This window comes from Kluyvera sp. NPDC087067 (assembly GCF_044745165.1).
Lineage (GTDB): Bacteria > Pseudomonadota > Gammaproteobacteria > Enterobacterales > Enterobacteriaceae > Kluyvera.
Window position 1 is genome coordinate 107684 of sequence record NZ_JBIUZS010000001.1, and the last position, 17503, is coordinate 125186.

17 protein-coding genes are annotated in these 17503 nt (G+C 54.6%); 5 read left to right on the forward strand and 12 right to left on the reverse strand.

Annotated features, from left to right (window positions below):
- The first annotated feature begins 66 nt into the window (after positions 1 to 66).
- Both ACIPDS_RS00495 and ACIPDS_RS00500 read left to right on the forward strand, forming a co-directional pair.
- Positions 67 to 789 carry a response regulator transcription factor gene (locus ACIPDS_RS00495; RefSeq protein ID WP_166515032.1) on the forward strand — a complete coding sequence of 241 codons (723 nt, stop codon included), beginning with the start codon at positions 67 to 69 and terminating at the stop codon, positions 787 to 789.
- Entirely contained in the window at positions 786 to 2258 is a 1473-nt protein-coding gene (locus ACIPDS_RS00500) for a sensor histidine kinase (protein ID WP_400731910.1), read from the forward strand. The genes ACIPDS_RS00495 and ACIPDS_RS00500 overlap by 4 nt, the downstream gene beginning before the upstream one ends.
- Positions 2259 to 2301: 43 nt before the next feature.
- Here the strand turns inward: ACIPDS_RS00500 and artJ are convergent, their stop codons facing one another.
- From artJ to ACIPDS_RS00530, 6 genes are all read right to left on the reverse strand, one after another.
- The gene (gene artJ / locus ACIPDS_RS00505) at positions 2302 to 3033 is read right to left on the reverse strand and encodes an arginine ABC transporter substrate-binding protein ArtJ (protein WP_166515034.1); all 732 of its coding nucleotides are present in this window, start codon (positions 3031 to 3033) and stop codon (positions 2302 to 2304) included.
- A 175-nt stretch (positions 3034 to 3208) separates the two neighbouring features.
- Positions 3209 to 3877, reverse strand: coding sequence for an arginine ABC transporter permease ArtM (gene artM / locus ACIPDS_RS00510; protein ID WP_166515035.1), 669 nt, complete (start codon positions 3875 to 3877; stop codon positions 3209 to 3211).
- Positions 3877 to 4593, reverse strand: coding sequence for an arginine ABC transporter permease ArtQ (gene artQ / locus ACIPDS_RS00515; RefSeq protein ID WP_166515036.1), 717 nt, complete (start codon positions 4591 to 4593; stop codon positions 3877 to 3879). Before artQ ends, artM begins: the two co-directional genes overlap by 1 nt.
- Before the next feature lie 6 nt (positions 4594 to 4599).
- Entirely contained in the window at positions 4600 to 5331 is a 732-nt protein-coding gene (artI, locus tag ACIPDS_RS00520; protein WP_400731913.1) for an arginine ABC transporter substrate-binding protein ArtI, read from the reverse strand.
- Between the two features lie 17 nt (positions 5332 to 5348).
- A complete protein-coding gene (gene artP / locus ACIPDS_RS00525) occupies positions 5349 to 6077 on the reverse strand; it encodes an arginine ABC transporter ATP-binding protein ArtP (protein ID WP_166515038.1) in 729 nt (242 codons plus the stop codon).
- A 309-nt stretch (positions 6078 to 6386) separates the two neighbouring features.
- Positions 6387 to 6902: a lipoprotein gene (locus ACIPDS_RS00530; protein WP_400731915.1), complete on the reverse strand. Its 516-nt coding sequence runs from the start codon at positions 6900 to 6902 to the stop codon at positions 6387 to 6389.
- Positions 6903 to 7065: 163 nt separating this feature from the next.
- Between ACIPDS_RS00530 and ACIPDS_RS00535 the strand changes: the two genes are divergently transcribed.
- A complete protein-coding gene (locus ACIPDS_RS00535) occupies positions 7066 to 7389 on the forward strand; it encodes a heavy metal-binding domain-containing protein (protein WP_062775055.1) in 324 nt (107 codons plus the stop codon).
- Positions 7386 to 8222, forward strand: coding sequence for an N-acetylmuramoyl-L-alanine amidase (locus tag ACIPDS_RS00540; protein WP_166515040.1), 837 nt, complete (start codon positions 7386 to 7388; stop codon positions 8220 to 8222). Before ACIPDS_RS00535 ends, ACIPDS_RS00540 begins: the two co-directional genes overlap by 4 nt.
- A 1-nt stretch (position 8223) precedes the next feature.
- On the opposite strand, the gene ACIPDS_RS00545 is transcribed toward ACIPDS_RS00540, so the two are convergent.
- The 4 genes from ACIPDS_RS00545 to poxB form a co-directional block, all read right to left on the reverse strand.
- On the reverse strand, positions 8224 to 9237 hold the full coding sequence (locus tag ACIPDS_RS00545) for an NAD(P)-dependent oxidoreductase (protein ID WP_166515041.1): 1014 nt from the start codon (positions 9235 to 9237) through the stop codon (positions 8224 to 8226).
- Between the two features lie 87 nt (positions 9238 to 9324).
- Positions 9325 to 10770 carry a DUF2867 domain-containing protein gene (locus ACIPDS_RS00550; protein WP_400731918.1) on the reverse strand — a complete coding sequence of 482 codons (1446 nt, stop codon included), beginning with the start codon at positions 10768 to 10770 and terminating at the stop codon, positions 9325 to 9327.
- Positions 10771 to 10780: 10 nt separating this feature from the next.
- Positions 10781 to 11782 (reverse strand): low-specificity L-threonine aldolase, encoded by a 1002-nt coding sequence (ltaE, locus tag ACIPDS_RS00555; RefSeq protein WP_400731920.1) that lies wholly within the window; start codon positions 11780 to 11782, stop codon positions 10781 to 10783.
- 38 nt (positions 11783 to 11820) lie between these two features.
- Positions 11821 to 13539 (reverse strand): ubiquinone-dependent pyruvate dehydrogenase, encoded by a 1719-nt coding sequence (gene poxB, locus ACIPDS_RS00560; protein ID WP_400731922.1) that lies wholly within the window; start codon positions 13537 to 13539, stop codon positions 11821 to 11823.
- Positions 13540 to 13691: 152 nt separating this feature from the next.
- Between poxB and ACIPDS_RS00565 the strand changes: the two genes are divergently transcribed.
- Positions 13692 to 14126, forward strand: coding sequence for a DoxX family protein (locus ACIPDS_RS00565; protein ID WP_400731924.1), 435 nt, complete (start codon positions 13692 to 13694; stop codon positions 14124 to 14126).
- Positions 14127 to 14342: 216 nt separating this feature from the next.
- Here ACIPDS_RS00565 and ACIPDS_RS00570 read toward each other — a convergent pair whose 3' ends face one another.
- Together ACIPDS_RS00570 and hcr are read right to left on the reverse strand one after the other, a co-directional pair.
- Complete coding sequence (locus ACIPDS_RS00570; protein ID WP_400731926.1) at positions 14343 to 15971, reverse strand: FAD-NAD(P)-binding protein; 1629 nt, start codon at positions 15969 to 15971, stop codon at positions 14343 to 14345.
- A gap of 562 nt (positions 15972 to 16533) precedes the next feature.
- A complete protein-coding gene (gene hcr / locus ACIPDS_RS00575; RefSeq protein ID WP_400731927.1) occupies positions 16534 to 17502 on the reverse strand; it encodes an NADH oxidoreductase in 969 nt (322 codons plus the stop codon).
- Between the last annotated feature and the right edge of the window lies 1 nt (position 17503).

Below are 17503 nucleotides of genomic sequence, written 5' to 3' on the forward strand. Positions count from 1 at the left end.
AATTAAATGTGATAACTCGACGCGCCCGACTGGGTTAAGCTTTTAAAAAAGAACGGGTGAAATGACATGAACAGCGCGAAGAAAATCTTACTGATTGAAGATGATATCGATATCGCCACTTTGCTGCGGCTTAATTTGCAAGATGAGGGCTATCAGATTGCGCATGAGGCCGATGGCGCACGGGCGCTGGAGCGGCTTGAAGCAGAGGTCTGGGATGCGGTGATTCTCGATTTAATGCTTCCGGGCGTCGATGGGCTCGAAATTTGCCGCCGTATTCGTCTCATGACCCGCTACCTACCGGTAATTATTATCAGTGCCCGAACCAGCGAAAGCCACCGGGTGCTGGGCTTAGAAATGGGGGCTGATGACTATCTTGCCAAACCTTTCTCGGTGCTGGAGTTAATTGCTCGAGTGAAAGCGCTGTTCCGCCGCCAGGAGGCGATGGGGCAAACCTTGCGTCTGCAAAGCGGTTCCATTGCCAGCCACGGCCTGAACATTGATCCGCTGACCCGCGAAGTGCGTCTGCATGGAAACGCCATTGAGCTGACGCCGCGTGAATTTGAACTGCTGTACTGGTTTGCTCGTCACCCCGGCGAGGTCTTTTCACGGCTGGCGCTGCTGGAAAACGTCTGGGGCTACCAGCATGAAGGGTATGAGCATACCGTCAACACTCACATCAACCGTCTGCGCATCAAAATAGAAAAAGATCCCGCCGAACCGGAGATTATTCTGACCGTGTGGGGGAAAGGGTATAAATTCGCCACTGAACACCAGGAGCCTGTGCCATGAGCCGCCGCTTCAGTCTCAGCCAACAGCTCACGCTGGTCTTTAGCGCTATTTTGCTGCTGTGCGCCATCGCCGCCTGTAGCATTCAGCTCTACAACAGCAGCCAGTTCGGTAATGCCATGGTGCAGCGCCTGTCGGCTGGCCTGGCGCAGCAGATTGTTAACCGGGAACCGCTGCTGGATGAGCAGGGCGAAGTGAATCGTCAGACGCTTAAAATGCTTTTTGACCGCTTGATGACGCTCAATCCCAGCGTGGAGCTCTATCTCGTCTCGCAAGACGGCAACATCGTTGCCGACGCGGCACCGCCGGGCCATATAAAACGTAAGCAGATCAACGTTGAACCGTTAAAGGCCTTCCTCAACGGCGCGGCATGGCCGGTTTATGGCGACGACCCGCGCAGCCTGGAGAAGGAGAAAGTGTTCAGCGTGGCGCCGGTATTGCTGAACGGCAATCTGCATGGCTATCTCTATATCATCCTTGAAGGCGAAAATTTGAATGCGCTGGCGGATAGCGCATGGCATAAGGCCTTGTGGAATACGCTGCTTTGGTCACTGCTACTTGTCGCCTTGTTTGCCCTGCTGGCAGGCGTTCTGGTCTGGTACTGGGTGGCCCGACCGGTAAGATTGCTCACCTCGCAGGTGGCGGGGCTCGATCAGGACAGCATCAGCGCCATTCGGCAACTGGCGCAGCAGCCGCTGGTTGCCGATAGCTCCAATGAAGTGACCATTCTGCGCAATACGTTTATTGAACTGGCGAGAAAAATAACCGGCCAGTGGGAGAAACTCTCCGATAGCGATCGCCAGCGCCGCGAATTTATTGCCAATATTTCCCACGACCTGCGGACACCGCTGACCTCATTACTGGGCTATCTGGAAACGCTTTCGCTGAAGGCCGACACGCTGACGCCGGAAGATAATCGCCAGTATCTGTCAATTGCGCTGCGCCAAGGGCAGAAGGTGCGCCATCTTTCCCAGCAACTGTTTGAGCTGGCGAAGCTGGAACACGGCGGCATGAAGCCGCAGCGTGAACCGTTTGCCATTGGTGAGCTGATTCAGGATGTGGCGCAGAAGTTTGATCTGTCCATCGAGACGCGGCAGTTAACGCTGAAGGTTGAGATCCCGCGCTCGCTGCCGCTGCTCAATGCCGATGTGTCGATGATTGAGCGAGTGGTGACTAACCTGCTGGACAATGCGGTGCGTCATACGCCGCCCGGCGGCACGGTTACCCTGCGTGTGTGGCAGGAAAATGAACGGCTTCAGGTTGAGGTGGCTGATAGCGGGCCGGGCGTGGAAGAGGCGCTTCGTGAACAGTTATTCCATCGTCCTTCAGCATTAAGTCGGCAGAGCGTAAGAGAGAATCGCGGTGGGCTGGGGCTGCTTATCGTCCGGCGGATGCTGGAACTGCACGGGGGCAATATTCGTTTAGTTGATGCCGAATCGGGCGCATGTTTTCGCTTTTTTGTCCCGCTATAAAAGCAAATCCCCGGTAAGTTAGCGCTTACCGGGGAGTCGTTATTTATTCAGCAAACCATTTGTCATTGATTTTCTGATAGGTGCCGTCCGCTTTAATCGCTTTCAGCGCGCCGTTAAGCTTTTCCAGCAGCGCTTTGTTGTCCGGGCGCACCGCAATCCCCAGACCAATGCCGAAGTACTGAGGATCGGTCACTTTCTCGGTGGCGGCACCCAGCTGTGGGTTGGTTTTCAGCCACTCGTTGACCACCGCGGTATCGCCAAACACCCCGTCGATACGGCCATTTTTCAGATCGATAATCGCATTCTGGTAGCTATCGTAGGCCACGGTTTTGACTTCCGGGTGCTTATCCATCAGGTATTTCTGGTGGGTGGTGCCGTTTTCCATACCAATACGTTTGCCTTTCAAGTCAGCAAAGGTTTTGTAGGTATCTTTTTTAGCGATAACCAGCGCGGAGTTCGCGTAGTAGGCGTCGGTAAAGGCAACCTGCTTGCTCCGCTCTGGGGTGATGTCCATACCGGAGATTACCGCGTCATATTTTTTAAATTTCAGCGCTGGGATCAGGCTATCAAACGCGTGGTTGGTGAAGGTACATTCCGCCTGCATCTGCTTACACAACGCGTTGGCGAGATCGATATCAAAGCCAGCAATCTGGTTGTTTGCATCCATTGATTCAAATGGCGGGTAGGTCGCGGAAACGCCAAAGCTGATTTTATCTGCGGCGTGAGCGCCTGCGGCAACGGTGGCGAGTAAGGCGGCCAATACTAATTTTTTCATGGATGTGCTCCTGTCTGTCTGGCTTAAGGTTGCTGCCCTGCGTGTGGCATAAATCTACAATGCCACCAAGTGAATTTGTATGCAATATGGATGAGTAAGTATTTTTGTTTGTTGCAAAAAAAACGGATAAGCCAGTGACTTATCCGTTTTTATAATTGCTATTTATGCAATGAATTTAGTTGCGACGTTCAAAGGCCAGCGCTTTACGCTCAATTAAACGCATCATCAGCGTCAACAGACCGTTAACCACCAGATAGACCAGCCCGGCGGCACCAAAGACCATCACATCGTAGGTGCGCCCGTACAGCAGTTGCCCGTGTCCCATCACTTCCATCAGCGTGATCGTGTAGGCAAGCGACGTACTCTTAAACACCAGCACCACTTCGTTAGAGTAAGAGGAGAGCGCGCGCTTAAGCGCGTACGGCAGCAAAATTGCCAGCGTGTCCTTCTTGCTCATGCCAAGCGAACTGCATGACTGCCATTGGCCTTCCGGGATAGCGCGAATGGCCCCGAAGAACAGCTGCGTGGTATACGCGGCACTGTTGAGCGATAGCGCAATCAGCGCGCACAGCCACGGCTCAGACAGCAGGTGCCACACCACCGGGTAGTTTTGCAGCGATGGGAACTGGCCCGGGCCGTAGTAGATCAAAAAGATCTGCACCAGCAGCGGGGTGCCGGTAAACAAGGTGATGTAGGCGCGAACGATCCACACTAGCACCGGCGTTTTCAGCGTCAGAATAATGGTGAAAATCAACGCCAGCACCAGCGCCACCACGATGGAGGCAACGGTCAGCGTCAGGCTGGTATGCAGCCCTTTCATCAATTCCGGTAAATACTCGAGCATCAGCCTGGTCTCCGTTCGAAGCGAGTGGTATGCAGGTCAATGCGTTTGAGAATGTACTGACTCAGCAGGGTAATCACCAGGTAAATGGCCGCCGCAACGATATACCAGGTAAACGGCTCCTGGGTACGCGTCGCAATGCTCTTGGTTTGCAGCATCAGGTCGTTCACGCTTATCAGCGACACCAGCGCGGTATCTTTCAGCAGTACCAGCCACTGGTTACCCAGGCCTGGGAGTGCGTGACGCCACATCTGTGGCATCACCAGGCGGAAGAAGATCGCGCTTTTCGACATCCCCAATGCCTGGCCAGATTCCCATTGGCCGGTAGGCACTGCCTTCAGCGCGCCACGCAGCGTTTGTGACGCATACGCCGCGTACAGCAAGGAGAGCGCAATCACGCCGCACAGGAACGGGCTGACATCGAAGTTTTCGATCTGCATCTGCACCGGAATCTGGGCAAATCCGAGGTTAAGGGTAAAACCGTCGGAGAGCGTCAGCAGCAGCTGGGAGGAGCCGAAGTAGATAAACAGCACCACCAGGATTTCCGGCAGACCGCGCAACACGGTCACCAGCGCGGAGCCAATCCAGGCGATAGGCCGCCACTTCACTGACTCCCACACCGCAAACAGCATTGCGAGCGCCAGCCCGATTAACAGTGCACAAACGGCAAGGCCGACGGTCATGCCGGCGGCGCTTGCTAAAGGAAGCATTTCATTCATCAAGTTTTACTTCTGGAACCATTTAGCGTAGATGGTCTGGTAGGTGCCATCCTTCTTCACTTTTTCCAGCGCAGCGTTAAATTTCTGCTGCAACTCGGTGTTGCCCTGACGCAGAGCAATGCCGAGGCCGGTACCAAAGTAGTCTTTATCGGTCACTTTATCGCCAACGGCGGCCAGCTTGTCGTTGGCGGTAAGCCACTCGGTGACGACGGCGGTGTCACCAAATACGCCATCAATACGACCGTTTTGCAGATCCAGCTTGGCGTTCTGGTAGCTGTCATAAGGAACGGTGGTGATTTCCGGGTGTTTATCCATGATGAACTTCTGGTGCGTGGTGCCGTTCTGCACGCCGACTTTTTTGCCTTTAAGCTGGTCAACGGTGGTGAATTTGCCTTTCACACCTACGAACAGCGCAGAATTGTCATAGTACGGGGTGGTGAACAGAACCTGCTTTTCACGCTCCGGCGTGATGTCCATACCGGCCATCACCGCATCAACACGACGGAATTTGAGGCTTGGGATCAGGCTGTCAAAAGACTGGTTGCTGAACGTACAGGTGGCATCAATCTCTTTACACAGCGCGTTCGCCAAATCGACGTCAAAGCCGACAATCTTGTTGTTAGCATCGATAGACTCGAACGGAGGGTAAGAGGCTTCCGTGGCGAAACGAATGGTTTGAGCGGCCCCAGCGGTCAGGCTGAAGCTGGCAAGCAGCGCGGCTATCACTAATTTTTTCATCGTCATTGTCCTGAATCTCAGTGAGAAAGATAACTTCTGAATGCGTCTGTCTGTGGGCTGCTAAAGCAGCTTGCATCGCCTTGTTCGACGATATAACCATTTTCCATGTACACCACGCGGCTGGCCGTTTTACGCGCCACTTCCACCTCGTGGGTGACAATTACCTGGGTAATGTTGGTTTCTGCCAGCTCATGAATAATGCTTACGATCTGGGCGGTGATTTCCGGGTCGAGCGCGGCGGTCGGTTCATCAAATAACAGAACCTGTGGCTCCATCATCAGCGCACGGGCAATCGCCACGCGCTGCTGCTGGCCTCCTGAGAGGTGCAGGGGATAGCGGTCGCTATAGGGTTTTAAGCGTAAACGCTCCAGCAGTTTTTCCGCGCGCGCCATCGCTTGCGCTTTGCTCAGGCCCAGCACACGGCAGGGCGCTTCAATAAGATTCTGCGCCACCGTCAGGTGAGGCCAGAGATTATACTGCTGAAAGACCATTCCCACGTTTTGACGCAGTTCGCGAATCGCTTTGTCAGACGGGGTTTTAGCAAAATCGAAATGGTTACCCGCAATCGCCAGGGTGCCTGATTTCGGCATCTCTAACAGATTCAGCACGCGCAGCAGTGAGCTTTTACCCGCGCCGCTTGGGCCAAGCAGCACCAGCGTTTCACCCTCTGGGCATTGAAGCGTGATGTCGAACAGCGCCTGATGTGCGCCATAAAAGCAGTTAATGCCGTCTAATTTAATGCTCATTGATACCCGTCACGAATGTGTTGTCTTCGTCCTGGAAAGACCAGGTGCTAGCTCTGCTGCCGCATTCCGTCTCGCGCTGAAGGTCTCCATAATGGATTTATTATCAGCAATTGAGGCCGCAAATAGTACCTTTGACAGAATAGTTATGCAATATTTGTGCGTTAAAACTTAAATATAAACCAGCTTTTCTTTTAAAGTTAGCACAAAATAACGGGCGGGGTGGGCGAGGGGAACAAATGTCGGCATTCTAAAGAGAATGCCAGACATTTTGCCGGAATAATCGGTTAGACAGAATTTGTTAACACGATATTAACGTTTCTCGAGAGATTGACGCAAAGTGCCGGCTGGCGCATGGCTGTTGTTGCCAAGATAACGCACGTCATCTACGGCCCAACATTGGCCTTCGCGTACCATCAACACTTCATCTTTCCAGCTCTGTGAGCCCTGTTTCAACGTCACGCGCAGCGGGATATTACGGGCATCGGTATTCGGAATGGTCGATGCGCTGTCAACATCCGCACTGTCAGGCGTGGTGGCGCTGCTGGAGAACAGGCCGGACTGCATCAGCGAACGTTTGCTGGCGTCCTGGCTGCTGTCGTTAAGCAATTTTGCCAGGCTGTCGGTGAAATACGGACGCAGGGCGGTAATGTCCTGCGTCCGGCGCTGGATCTGGTCATTATAAAACTTCTGTGCCACGGTATCCGGGCCGCCTTCCACGCATTGTCCGCTGCGCGTACCAATATCTTTATAGGCCGGGGTAACGGTGGTACACGCGCTTAAAAACAGCGCAGCAGGAAGAATAAGGGCAAGGTTGGTGTAACGCATAGAATGATTCCTTGTTAGCAATCTCGACACTCATCACGCCATGCAGCAGGCGTGATTAATGTATACGATAATGGAGTAATCCCTTTTCAAGCATAGCAAATCGGTTCGATAATGCGTTTACCGCATTGAGCTAAGGTATTGAACGTTAAAGAAGGAGCCAGTCATGCAATTTTCCACCACCCCCACTCTGGAAGGGCAGTCTATTGTCGAGTATTGCGGCGTCGTTACCGGAGAAGCGATTCTCGGGGCGAATATTTTCCGCGATTTTTTTGCCGGTATTCGCGATATCGTCGGTGGCCGTTCAGGTGCCTATGAAAAAGAGCTGCGCAAAGCGCGCGAGATAGCGTTTAAAGAGCTGGGCGAACAGGCCAAAGCGCTGGGCGCAGATGCCGTGGTTGGCATCGATATCGACTATGAAACGGTCGGGAAAGACAGCAGTATGCTGATGGTGAGCGTAAGCGGCACGGCGGTTAAAACACGCCGATGAAACGTTTTCTGACGGTTTTTATGCTGGCGGCATTGCTGGCAGGGTGTGCTGGGGAAGAGAAGAAAGCGACCGTTGAGAAACCTGGCTACGTGCTGGATACCAGCCGTTCGGCCCCGGCGGCTTATCCTCGTGTCAAAATCCTGGTGCTGCACTACACTGCGGATGATTTTGACGTCTCGCTGACGACACTTACCGGTGATCAGGTCAGCGTACATTATCTGATCCCCGCCGTGCCGCCGCTGACGCGCGGTAAACCGCGCATCTGGCAGCTTGTGCCGGAGTCTGAACTGGCCTGGCATGCGGGCGTCAGCTTCTGGCGCGGTGCTACGCGTATTAATGATACCTCGATAGGTATCGAGCTTGAGAATAAGGGCTGGCAAAAAACAGAAGGCACGAAGTTCTTTACGCCGTTTGAACCAGCGCAGATACAGGCGCTTATCCCGCTGGCAAAAGACATTATCAAACGCTACAACATTCCGCCGGAGAACGTGCTGGGCCATTCCGACGTGGCGCCGCAGCGTAAAGACGATCCCGGCCCGCTGTTCCCATGGCAGTCGCTGGCGCAGCAGGGGATTGGTGCCTGGCCAAATGAAAATCGCGTGGCGTTTTATCTTAACGGACGCGCGCCACACGCGCCGGTGTCAACAAACAACCTGCTCGATCTGTTAGCGCGTTACGGTTATGAGGTGAGGCCGGGGATGACCCGTATGCAACAGATGAGAGTGATTGCCGCCTTCCAGATGCACTTCCGTCCGACGCGCTGGGATGGCGTGGCTGACGCCGAAAGCCAGGCCATTGCGGAAGCGCTGCTGGAAAAATACGGGCAGGGTTAAGCTAGCGGGGCAGTTTCCCGTGATCTTCAAGCCAGGCGGCGGTACGAATAATACCGTCGTCGAGCGAGATAATCGGTTCGTAGCCAAGCTCTTCACGCGCGCGGCTGATATCCAGCGTGAAGTCGAAGTTGAGCTTTGACACGCCGTAGTGAGTCAGCGACGGCTCCTTGGCTTTTTTATCGCCAAAGCGCTCCATGCTGCGCGCAATCATATCCAGCATCGGATAAGGCACCGAACGAATACGGCAGGAAATATCCAGCTCATCAATCAATCGCTCTACGATGCTGCGCAGCGTGCGTGGTTCACCGTTGGTGATGTTGTAGGCGCGGCCAGACGGCAGGTTATCGCAGCGCGGCTGGCTGGCGAGCCACATGGCGTGTACGGCGTTTTCGTAATAGGTCATATCGACCATCGCATGGCCACCGCGGGGGAGCAGTACGCTGCCGTAGTGATGCATCATCTGCGCCAGGCGCGGGATAAACACTTTGTCGTGTGGGCCGAAGACGCTCTGTGGACGCAAAATAGTGAAGCGGGTATTGGGGTTAGCCTGGGCCAACAGTTGTATCACCTCTTCGCTGGCGGCTTTGCTGCGTGCAAATTCGTTGGCGAAACGGTGTGGGCGAAAATCTTCTTTAATATCGCGGTGGTGGTGATAATCGAAATACAGGGAAGGCGAGGAGATATGTATAAAGTTACGCACGCCCCAGGCCACGGCCCATTCACCCAGACGACGGGTCGCGCGGACGTTGGCTAAATCAAACGCCGCTTGTGTGCCCCACGGCGAGGTAAAGCTTGAGCAATGCCACAGGGTATCGACACCCGCCAGCATCACTTTGGCCTGAGAAGAAACTAACTCGGTCAGGTCAGCATGGACGAACTCTGCGCCCATTTTCTCCAGCAGTTTGCCCATCGCTTCATTGCGACCGCTCGCTCTGACGCTAATGCCCTTGTTACGCAGATATTCAACTGCATTTCTGCCTAAACCGCTGGTGGCGCCGGTGACCAGTACCTTCATAATAATCCACAGTGATAAAAAAGAGTTTCGTGCGCATTCTTCCGTTTATTTCACTCGTATGCAATGGGAAACTAAGACAAAAAAGTGTTAAAGCGCACTTTTTCTTGTCTCTTCTTCTGCCAGACGAGCGATTTTCCGGGCCATCCCGCGGAAGATAAACAGGTGGGCCGGAATCATCAGTAACCAGTAGATTAAGCCTGGCATACCGTGCGGGTGCCACCAGGCGCGAACGTCGAGTTCACGATGCGTACCTTTATCGACCATCGTAAAGCAAAGACGACCCAGACCCGGCGCTTTCATCCCGAACAGTAAGGTTAGCGCTTTTTCCGGCTCAACGATAATCACCTTCCAGCTATCGACGCTATCGCCGGTCTGCAACATAGGATGCTCGGGGCGGCCTTTTGCCAGCCGGTGGCCGACCAAAAGATCCATGGCTGCGCGCGTTTTCCACAGCGCATTACCAAAGAAATAGCCCTCTTTTTTACCGCCGAGGCGGTTAACCACTTTCCACAGCGCCGACAGGCTTGCTGAGGTTTTTATCGTGAATCCGGCCTGTTTGGCGAAAAATCCATACTCTGGACGCCAGCGGGCAAATGCCTGCGCGTCGTAGCCCCAGTCGCTGGAGTTAGCGAGTTCTTTCTCATCTTCCAGCGTGCGGCGCACCGCCTCATCGAAAGGGATCAACGTTTGCGGGATGAGCGCGCGCAGTTCACGATCGTCTGCCAGAAGATCGTGCTTTAATCCCTGGATCAGCGCTTTGGCGATCGTTGGTGGCACGGACGTTATGACGTTTAAAAACCATACCGAGATCCAACTGGTGGGGAAGGGAATAGGGATCAACAAGCGATGACGGCCGCTGACCGCCATAAAATGCTCAAACTGCTGCTGGTAGGTCAACTCCTCCGGCCCGGCGGCCTCGAACACGCGGTGCTCAGTTGCTGGATGGTTGAGCAATTCCACCAGATAGACCAGCAGGTTCTCCAGCGCAATCGGCGTGGTGCGCGAGCGTACCCAACGCGGCGGTGTCAGTACCGGCAGGTTGTAAACCATATCGCGCATCACCTCAAACGCCGCAGAGCCGGCGCCGACGATAATTCCGGCGCGCAGCTCGCTAACCGGAACGCCGGCCTCACGCAGGATATCGCCGGTCAACTGCCGGGCGCGCAGGTGCGCGGATTGTTCATGCTCCGGTGCCTGAAGCGAGCTTAAGAAAATCAGTTGTTTCACCGGGGTCTGGCGCAGCGCGTCGCGCACGTTCTCCGCCACCCGGCGCTCGTGGGCGATAAAGTCTTTGCTTTCGCCCATGCCGTGAACCAGATAATAAACGGTGTCTACGCCGTGAAGCAGGGACGAAAAATCGCTGTTTTTCTCCAGATCAACCGCATGGCAGGTAACCCCCGGCAGCTGTAATTTTTGCAGCCGGTCAATACGACGTGCCACCGCCCGCACCGTATACCCGCGCTGGCTTAATTCGGTGACCAGATGCTGGCCGATATAGCCGCTGGCCCCAAAAATTAAAATCGTCTGTGACACGCCGAACTCCTTAACGGGCTAAAAAGGCTTTCCAGTGGCCGACAACCTCAGCTAACTGCTGACGATTGACGTCTAAATGCGTCACCAGGCGCACGATCGGCGAAGCGTTAATCAGTACGCCGCGTTGGTGCATAAATGCGCCCAGCGCGCTGGCGTTTGCCTCACCCACGCGTACAAACAGCATATTGGTGTCATGTCGCATGACGTCTGCGCCAATCTCGCGTAGCTGCCCGGCAAGCCAGGCGGCATTGTCGTGGTCATCTTGCAAACGTGCGACGTTATTTTTTAGCGCATACATCCCAGCGGCTGCGAGGAATCCAGCCTGACGCATCCCGCCGCCGGTCATTTTACGCCAGCGGTTTGCGCGTTTAATGTAATCATGGCTACCGACCAGTAGCGAACCCACCGGCGTGCCCAGCCCTTTGGAAAGGCAGATGGTGAAAGAGTCGCAGTACTGGGCAATGTCTTTGAGTTCGCAGCCGTAGCTGACCAGAGCGTTGAAAATACGCGCACCGTCAACGTGCAGCGCGAGCCCGCGCTCGCGGGTAAATTCCCACGCTTCTTTCAGGTACGCCTGGGGCAGCACTTTGCCGTTATGGGTGTTTTCAATGCTCAGTAATTTCGTGCGGGCGAAGTGAATATCATCGGCTTTGATTTTGGCGGCGACTTTATCCAGCGGTAGGGTGCCGTCAGACGCGGCGTCAATCGGCTGCGGCTGGATGCTGCCCAGCACCGCGGCACCGCCGGCTTCGTACAGGTAGTTATGCGCGCCCTGACCAACGATATATTCTTCGCCGCGTTCGCAGTGGGAGAGCAGCGCCACCAGATTGGCCTGGGTGCCGGTTGGCAGGAAGAGGGCGGCCTCTTTACCTGCCAGCTCGGCGGCGTACTGCTGAAGGGCGTTGACGGTAGGGTCATCGCCATAAACGTCATCGCCGACCGGTGCGGCGACCATGGCATCAAGCATGGCGCGCGTTGGGCGGGTAACGGTATCACTGCGTAAATCAATCACGGCATTTCCTTTTTAAACTCAGAAGAATGCCATCATTTTTACCTCAGCCAGTTGGTTTTCGCCAGTTCAATGACTTCATCACCGCGCCCGTTGATAATCGCGCGCAGCATATACAGGCTAAACCCTTTGGCCTGCTCCAGTTTTACCTGCGGCGGCATGGCGAGCTCTTCTTTGGCCACCACCACGTCAACCAGTACCGGGCCGTCGATGCTAAAGGCGCGCTGCAGCGCTTCGTCCACGTCTGCCGATTTCTCCACGCGAATACCGGTAATACCGCAGGCTTCCGCGATACGCGCAAAATTGGTGTCGTGCAGTTCGGTGCCGTCGGTCAGGTAGCCACCGGCTTTCATCTCCATGGCGACAAAGCCCAGCACGCTGTTGTTAAACACCACGATTTTTACCGGCAGCTTCATTTGCGCGACGGAGAGAAAATCGCCCATCAGCATACTAAAGCCGCCATCGCCGCACATGGCTACGACCTGACGGTCAGGAGCGGTGGCCTGCGCGCCCAGCGCTTGCGGCATGGCGTTAGCCATTGAGCCGTGGGTAAATGATCCAATCAGGCGGCGTTTGCCGTTCATTTTTAGATAGCGCGCGGCCCACACGGTGGGCGTACCGACGTCACAGGTGAAGATGGCATCTTCTGCGGCAAAGTGGCTGATTTGCTGCGCCAGATACTGCGGATGAATGGCTTTATCGCTGGGTTTTGCCAGAGAGTCGAGATCTTTACGCGCATCGCGATAATCACTGAGCGCTTTATCGAGGAACTTCCGGTCGGTTTTTTCTTCCAGATGCGGCAACAGGGCGGTGAGGGTGGATTTAATGTCGCCGATAAGCGCCATATCCACCTTACTGTGCGCGCCGATGCTGGCCGGGTTGATATCGATCTGGATGATTTTAGCGTCCGTCGGATAGAACGGGCGATAGGGGAACTGGGTGCCGAGCAGGATCAGCGTGTCGGCGTTCATCATGGCATGGAAACCGCTGGAAAAACCAATCAGCCCGGTCATGCCCACGTCATACGGATTGTCGTACTCGACGTGCTCTTTGCCGCGCAGCGCGTGGATAATAGGTGATTTCAGCTTGCCGGCAAATTCCACCAGCTCTTTATGCGCCCCGGCACAGCCGCTGCCGCACATCAGCGCGATGTTGCTGGAATAACGCAGCAGCTGGGCTAATTTTTTCAACTCATCTTCATTGGGCGTGACCACCGGCTGCGGCGCAGGATACCAATGCGTGCTGGCGCTTTCCGGCGCGGCTTTCAGCGCCACGTCGCCCGGCAACACCACCACCGATACGCCACGGTTCAACACCGCTTTACGCATAGCGATAGCCAATACCTGAGGGATTTGCTCCGGGGATGACACCAGCTCGCAATAGTGGCTGCATTCGCGGAACAACTCTTGCGGATGCGTCTCCTGAAAATAACCGCTGCCGATTTCGCTCGACGGAATATGCGCCGCAATCGCCACCACCGGAACATGGTTGCGGTGACAGTCGAATAACCCGTTGATAAGATGCAGGTTTCCCGGCCCGCATGAACCCGCGCACACCGCCAGTTCGCCCGTCAGATGTGCTTCGGCTCCGGCAGCGAACGCGGCGACCTCTTCGTGTCGTGTCGGCATCCATTCAATGGTGCCCATCCGGTTCAGGCTGTCGGAGAGTCCGTTCAGGGAGTCACCCGTCACACCCCAGATTCTTTTTACTCCGGCTTGTTCAAGGGTTTTGGCGATGTAGTTGGCTACGGTCTGTTTCATGGTTGTCCTTCTCCTTAAATGTGATACCGGTTACAAGTTTAGATGAATCTTGTCGTTTCGCCGGAATAATGCCCTTATTTTCAGCAGGTATATTTTGTAAGTGATAACCATTAACGTGGTGTTCTACAGGGAAAAACAGGGAAATTATTAAAATGATCGCAACATTATTAAATTCAGTTAATCGCCTTTTGTCACATGAGGATTTTGGTAAGTTTTTACTCCGCGTTGCCGTCGGTGGATTGATGCTATTTCATGGTCTGCACAAGCTGTTTGACGGCGTCGACGGTATCAGCACGATGCTGGTGGCAAAAGGGCTGCCGGGCTTTATCGCCTACGGCGTGCTGGTGGGCGAGGTGGTGGCGCCCATTCTGCTTATCATCGGCGTACTAACGCGCCCCGCGGCGCTGGTGCTGGCGTTGACTATGGTGGTGGCCTGGTTGATGGTTGGGCTTGATAAAACCGGCGCGCTGGATAAAACCGGGGCATGGGCGATTGAAAGCCTGGTCTATTTCTTTATTGCTGCACTGGCCATTGCGTTTATCGGCGCGGGGAAATATGCGCTGGGGAATAATTCCGCTTGGCGCTAGCCGAGTGAGACATGGGCAAAATCCCAATATTGGCACGGTAAGCCCCCTCTCCCTATTTAAGGGTGAGGGTTGGGGTGAGGGTTACAGCGCTGATATTAAAGATAATTCTCTTTCTTTTGTCACCCGTTCACCCCCTCACCCTAGCCCTCTCCCCATAGGGGAGAGGGGATCGTACTGTGCTGATTTCTTTATAGTGCAATAAGTTAGCCGCTTTATTTAATCCGATGGGAAATCCCTCTCCTCATTGCCCCACCAGTTTCGTCGACGCCTCACCGCGCTTTTCGCCAATGCGCTTGCCATCGCCGCGCCAATTTCCGCGCTAACCACCAGCCCCTGAATAAACGGACGGTCGTGCATTAACCAGGGCAGCCCACCAAAGGCAATGCGGCCCCGGGCATTTTCCGGCGCTTGCAGAGTGTAATCTTCACCGATATCCGGGATGTCATCCCCGCAGGCCAGAAGCTGTTCACGCAGCGAGGGGAAGGGGATATCTTTACTTTTCAGGGCTTTTTGCCCACGGGCATCAATAAAAACGTCAAATTCACGGCGCTGATTATCATGATAGATAACCGTTTTTCCCTGCTCGTTTTTGCGTTCATACTCCGTTCCCAATGCCACTATCTCAATCAGCCCGGCATCATGTAGCGCCAGCAGCCGACGAATAGACTCAGAGGGAATGGCGGCATAGTTATCGATAAATACCCGCGACAGCCCGCGTTTGAAGCGTGCGCGGTCAGCCTCATCAAGATGCGGCACGATATCTTCGATAACTTCATGCAGCCGCAGCAGGGTATAGCGCCATGCCACCGTATGTTGTTGTTGCTTATTACGTTCTACTTCCAGCAAATTGAACCTCGCCCAGTCAAACGGGTCGTGGTGAATGCGTTCGGCAAAACAGGCGTCAGAGAAGGTATCGGCGGTGAGCGTTTCAAGGCCAATCAGCTCGCTCCACTGCGGTGCCGCTTCCTGCAACTGCTTTACAATAAGCCCGAAAATGCGATCCAATAATCCATTTTGACCTTGTGCAATCAGGCGTTCGATGGCGTCTTCAGTGGCGACCGTCAGCGGTTCATAGGGTAGCGGGCAGTAAAAATCGGCTTCAGGCAGCACGCCGGTGCGCGACATCAGGGTCAGTTTCAGGTTTTCGCTGCCGGGTTTGCGCGTAAAGCGGATGGTGTCGTCAGCCTCGGTGGTAAAAGTGCCGTGTTGGCATACCACGGCGACCGCCGCGTCGATAGCGCTGAGCGAGGTGCCCAGAATGCCTACCCGGCAGGCGCTAATTTTCGCGTCCATCAGGCCGGTCCACGGGCTTGGGAAGTATTGTCGCGAGGGTTTATCCGTTTCCGGCCACAGGTGCCCGGTGGCGATAGCGGCAAAATCGACATCAACGGGCTGCGAGGCGTGGTTTACCCACACTGAGATCCCGTCCGGGTTCGCGCGCAGGTCGGTGACCTCGCTGGATTCATAGACAGAAACCTCAAATCCGGCCTCCCGCGCTTTATCGACAAGGAATAAAAAGCGATCGCGATAATAGTCACCAAGCAGCACGCGCGGCAAAAACTGCCGTTCATGGAGTGCGGTGCGTTCCACGCCAAATTGCGCCAGGTACTCATCGCTTTGGTTTTGTAGCCACGTCAGGTAGCTTATCTCAATCGGCGGGATCTCAATACTGGCGATATTTGCCAGCATATGTTCGGAATTATGTTCATTGTTGTAGGGCATACCGACGCCCGCCTGTTCGGCTTGCTCATAAAGCTGCACAGCCAGCGGTTCACCGCGTTCGATCAGCGCATGAAAGGTGTAGATCCCTGTAGGGCCGGTGCCGACGATAGCGACTTTTTTCATAAGATTCCTTTTTTGAAAAATTGATCGGTCTGTGAACGTTAAGTGTGGTTGAAAAATTGATGGGTGAAATGTTTATGTTCGCTTTTTTGCGGGGGAGGCTGCTGGATTCGGAATATGGCGGAGGAAGGGAGAGCATCACGGGGCGTCGGCCTTGCCAGGCGAGGGTTCCAGAGAAAGCCTCTAATGAGGCCTTCTTCTAAACAACCTTCTTTTGCCACCGGCTCCGTATTGGTTTAGGTATGCATGAAATGGCGGTGAGACGTGTTCCGCATTGGGAACATACTGCACCATGTGGTTGTGATAAGTCAGAACTAAAGGTCGTGAAATAGAACTTTTTGTTCGAACACACCTGGCACTTAAACTGGATGTTGGGGATATCCCCTCCGGCCGGGTGAGTTGAATACTCACCTTACAGGAATTAGTTAGCGGTGTATGTATGTTTCTGGATATATTTTGTTCAATGTACAGGCGAAAAGAACGCTGACAACCCATAATCCATTCATTGCGGTAATAAAAAAGCCGCCCGGCTAGCCTGGGCGGCTTTTGTGACATCAAAACGTCACTACGCTAGCACCAAATCCCCTTGCGGGTGACACGAGCATGCCAGTACAAACCCGTCAGCAATTTCCGCGTCGGTCAGCGTCATCGTGCTGCTGACCGTATACTCACCGGAGATCACCTTCGTCTTACAGCAACCGCAAACGCCCGCACGGCATGCGGCAACCACGGGAACGTTGTTGCTTTCCAGCGCATCCAGTAGCGTGGTGCCGACCGGTGCGTAAAACTCTTTTGCCGGTTGCAGCTTGGTGAACTTCAAGCCGCTGGTGGCCGCTTCAGCGACCGGCGTGAAGAACTTCTCTTTAAAGAAGCGGGTGACGCCAAGCGCCCTCACCTCTTTTTCCACCTGATCCATATACGGCGCGGGGCCGCAGGTCATTACGGTGCGAGAGGCCAGATCCGGTACGCTTTTTAACAGCTCGGTGCCAAGGCGACCAGCCACAAAACCGTGGGTAGCGTTGTTTTCTGCCACCAGGGTGACCGGATACTGACGCCATTCGTCGGCAAAAATCACATCTTCCGGTGAACGAACGCTGAAGATGACCTGTACGTCGGCCTGCGGACGGTACTTCGCCAACCAGCGACGCATCGACATGATAGGCGTCACGCCACAGCCGGCGGCCAGCATCAGGAACTTGTCTTGTGCTTTATCGTCACAGGTGAATTCACCCATCGCATCGGACAGCCAGATATAATCGCCGCGCTTCACGTCGCGGGTCAGCCACTGTGAACCCGCACCATCATCAATACGACGGACGGTCAGCGTAATGTACTCGCTCACGCCCGGTGTTGAAGAGATGGTGTAGGCGCGCAGGGTTTCCGCTGAATTACGCACGCTGACCAGTGCATACTGTCCGGCGCGGTAAGGATAGGCGTCGTGGCATAGCAACGAAATCGTCCATACGTCCGGCGTTTCCTGATGGATGTGATGAACCTGCATCCGCCATGGGCACTGATGAGTTGGCATTGTCATT

Coding starts and splice junctions, on each gene's coding strand:
- ACIPDS_RS00495 (WP_166515032.1), top strand. CDS start 67: ATGAACAGCGCGAAGAAAATCTTACTGATTGAAGATGATATCGATATC.
- ACIPDS_RS00500 (WP_400731910.1), top strand. CDS start 786: ATGAGCCGCCGCTTCAGTCTCAGCCAACAGCTCACGCTGGTCTTTAGC.
- artJ (WP_166515034.1), bottom strand. CDS start 3,033: ATGAAAAAATTAGTATTGGCCGCCTTACTCGCCACCGTTGCCGCAGGC.
- artM (WP_166515035.1), bottom strand. CDS start 3,877: ATGCTCGAGTATTTACCGGAATTGATGAAAGGGCTGCATACCAGCCTG.
- artQ (WP_166515036.1), bottom strand. CDS start 4,593: ATGAATGAAATGCTTCCTTTAGCAAGCGCCGCCGGCATGACCGTCGGC.
- artI (WP_400731913.1), bottom strand. CDS start 5,331: ATGAAAAAATTAGTGATAGCCGCGCTGCTTGCCAGCTTCAGCCTGACC.
- artP (WP_166515038.1), bottom strand. CDS start 6,077: ATGAGCATTAAATTAGACGGCATTAACTGCTTTTATGGCGCACATCAG.
- ACIPDS_RS00530 (WP_400731915.1), bottom strand. CDS start 6,902: ATGCGTTACACCAACCTTGCCCTTATTCTTCCTGCTGCGCTGTTTTTA.
- ACIPDS_RS00535 (WP_062775055.1), top strand. CDS start 7,066: ATGCAATTTTCCACCACCCCCACTCTGGAAGGGCAGTCTATTGTCGAG.
- ACIPDS_RS00540 (WP_166515040.1), top strand. CDS start 7,386: ATGAAACGTTTTCTGACGGTTTTTATGCTGGCGGCATTGCTGGCAGGG.
- ACIPDS_RS00545 (WP_166515041.1), bottom strand. CDS start 9,237: ATGAAGGTACTGGTCACCGGCGCCACCAGCGGTTTAGGCAGAAATGCA.
- poxB (WP_400731922.1), bottom strand. CDS start 13,539: ATGAAACAGACCGTAGCCAACTACATCGCCAAAACCCTTGAACAAGCC.
- ACIPDS_RS00565 (WP_400731924.1), top strand. CDS start 13,692: ATGATCGCAACATTATTAAATTCAGTTAATCGCCTTTTGTCACATGAG.
- ACIPDS_RS00570 (WP_400731926.1), bottom strand. CDS start 15,971: ATGAAAAAAGTCGCTATCGTCGGCACCGGCCCTACAGGGATCTACACC.
- hcr (WP_400731927.1), bottom strand. CDS start 17,502: ATGACAATGCCAACTCATCAGTGCCCATGGCGGATGCAGGTTCATCAC.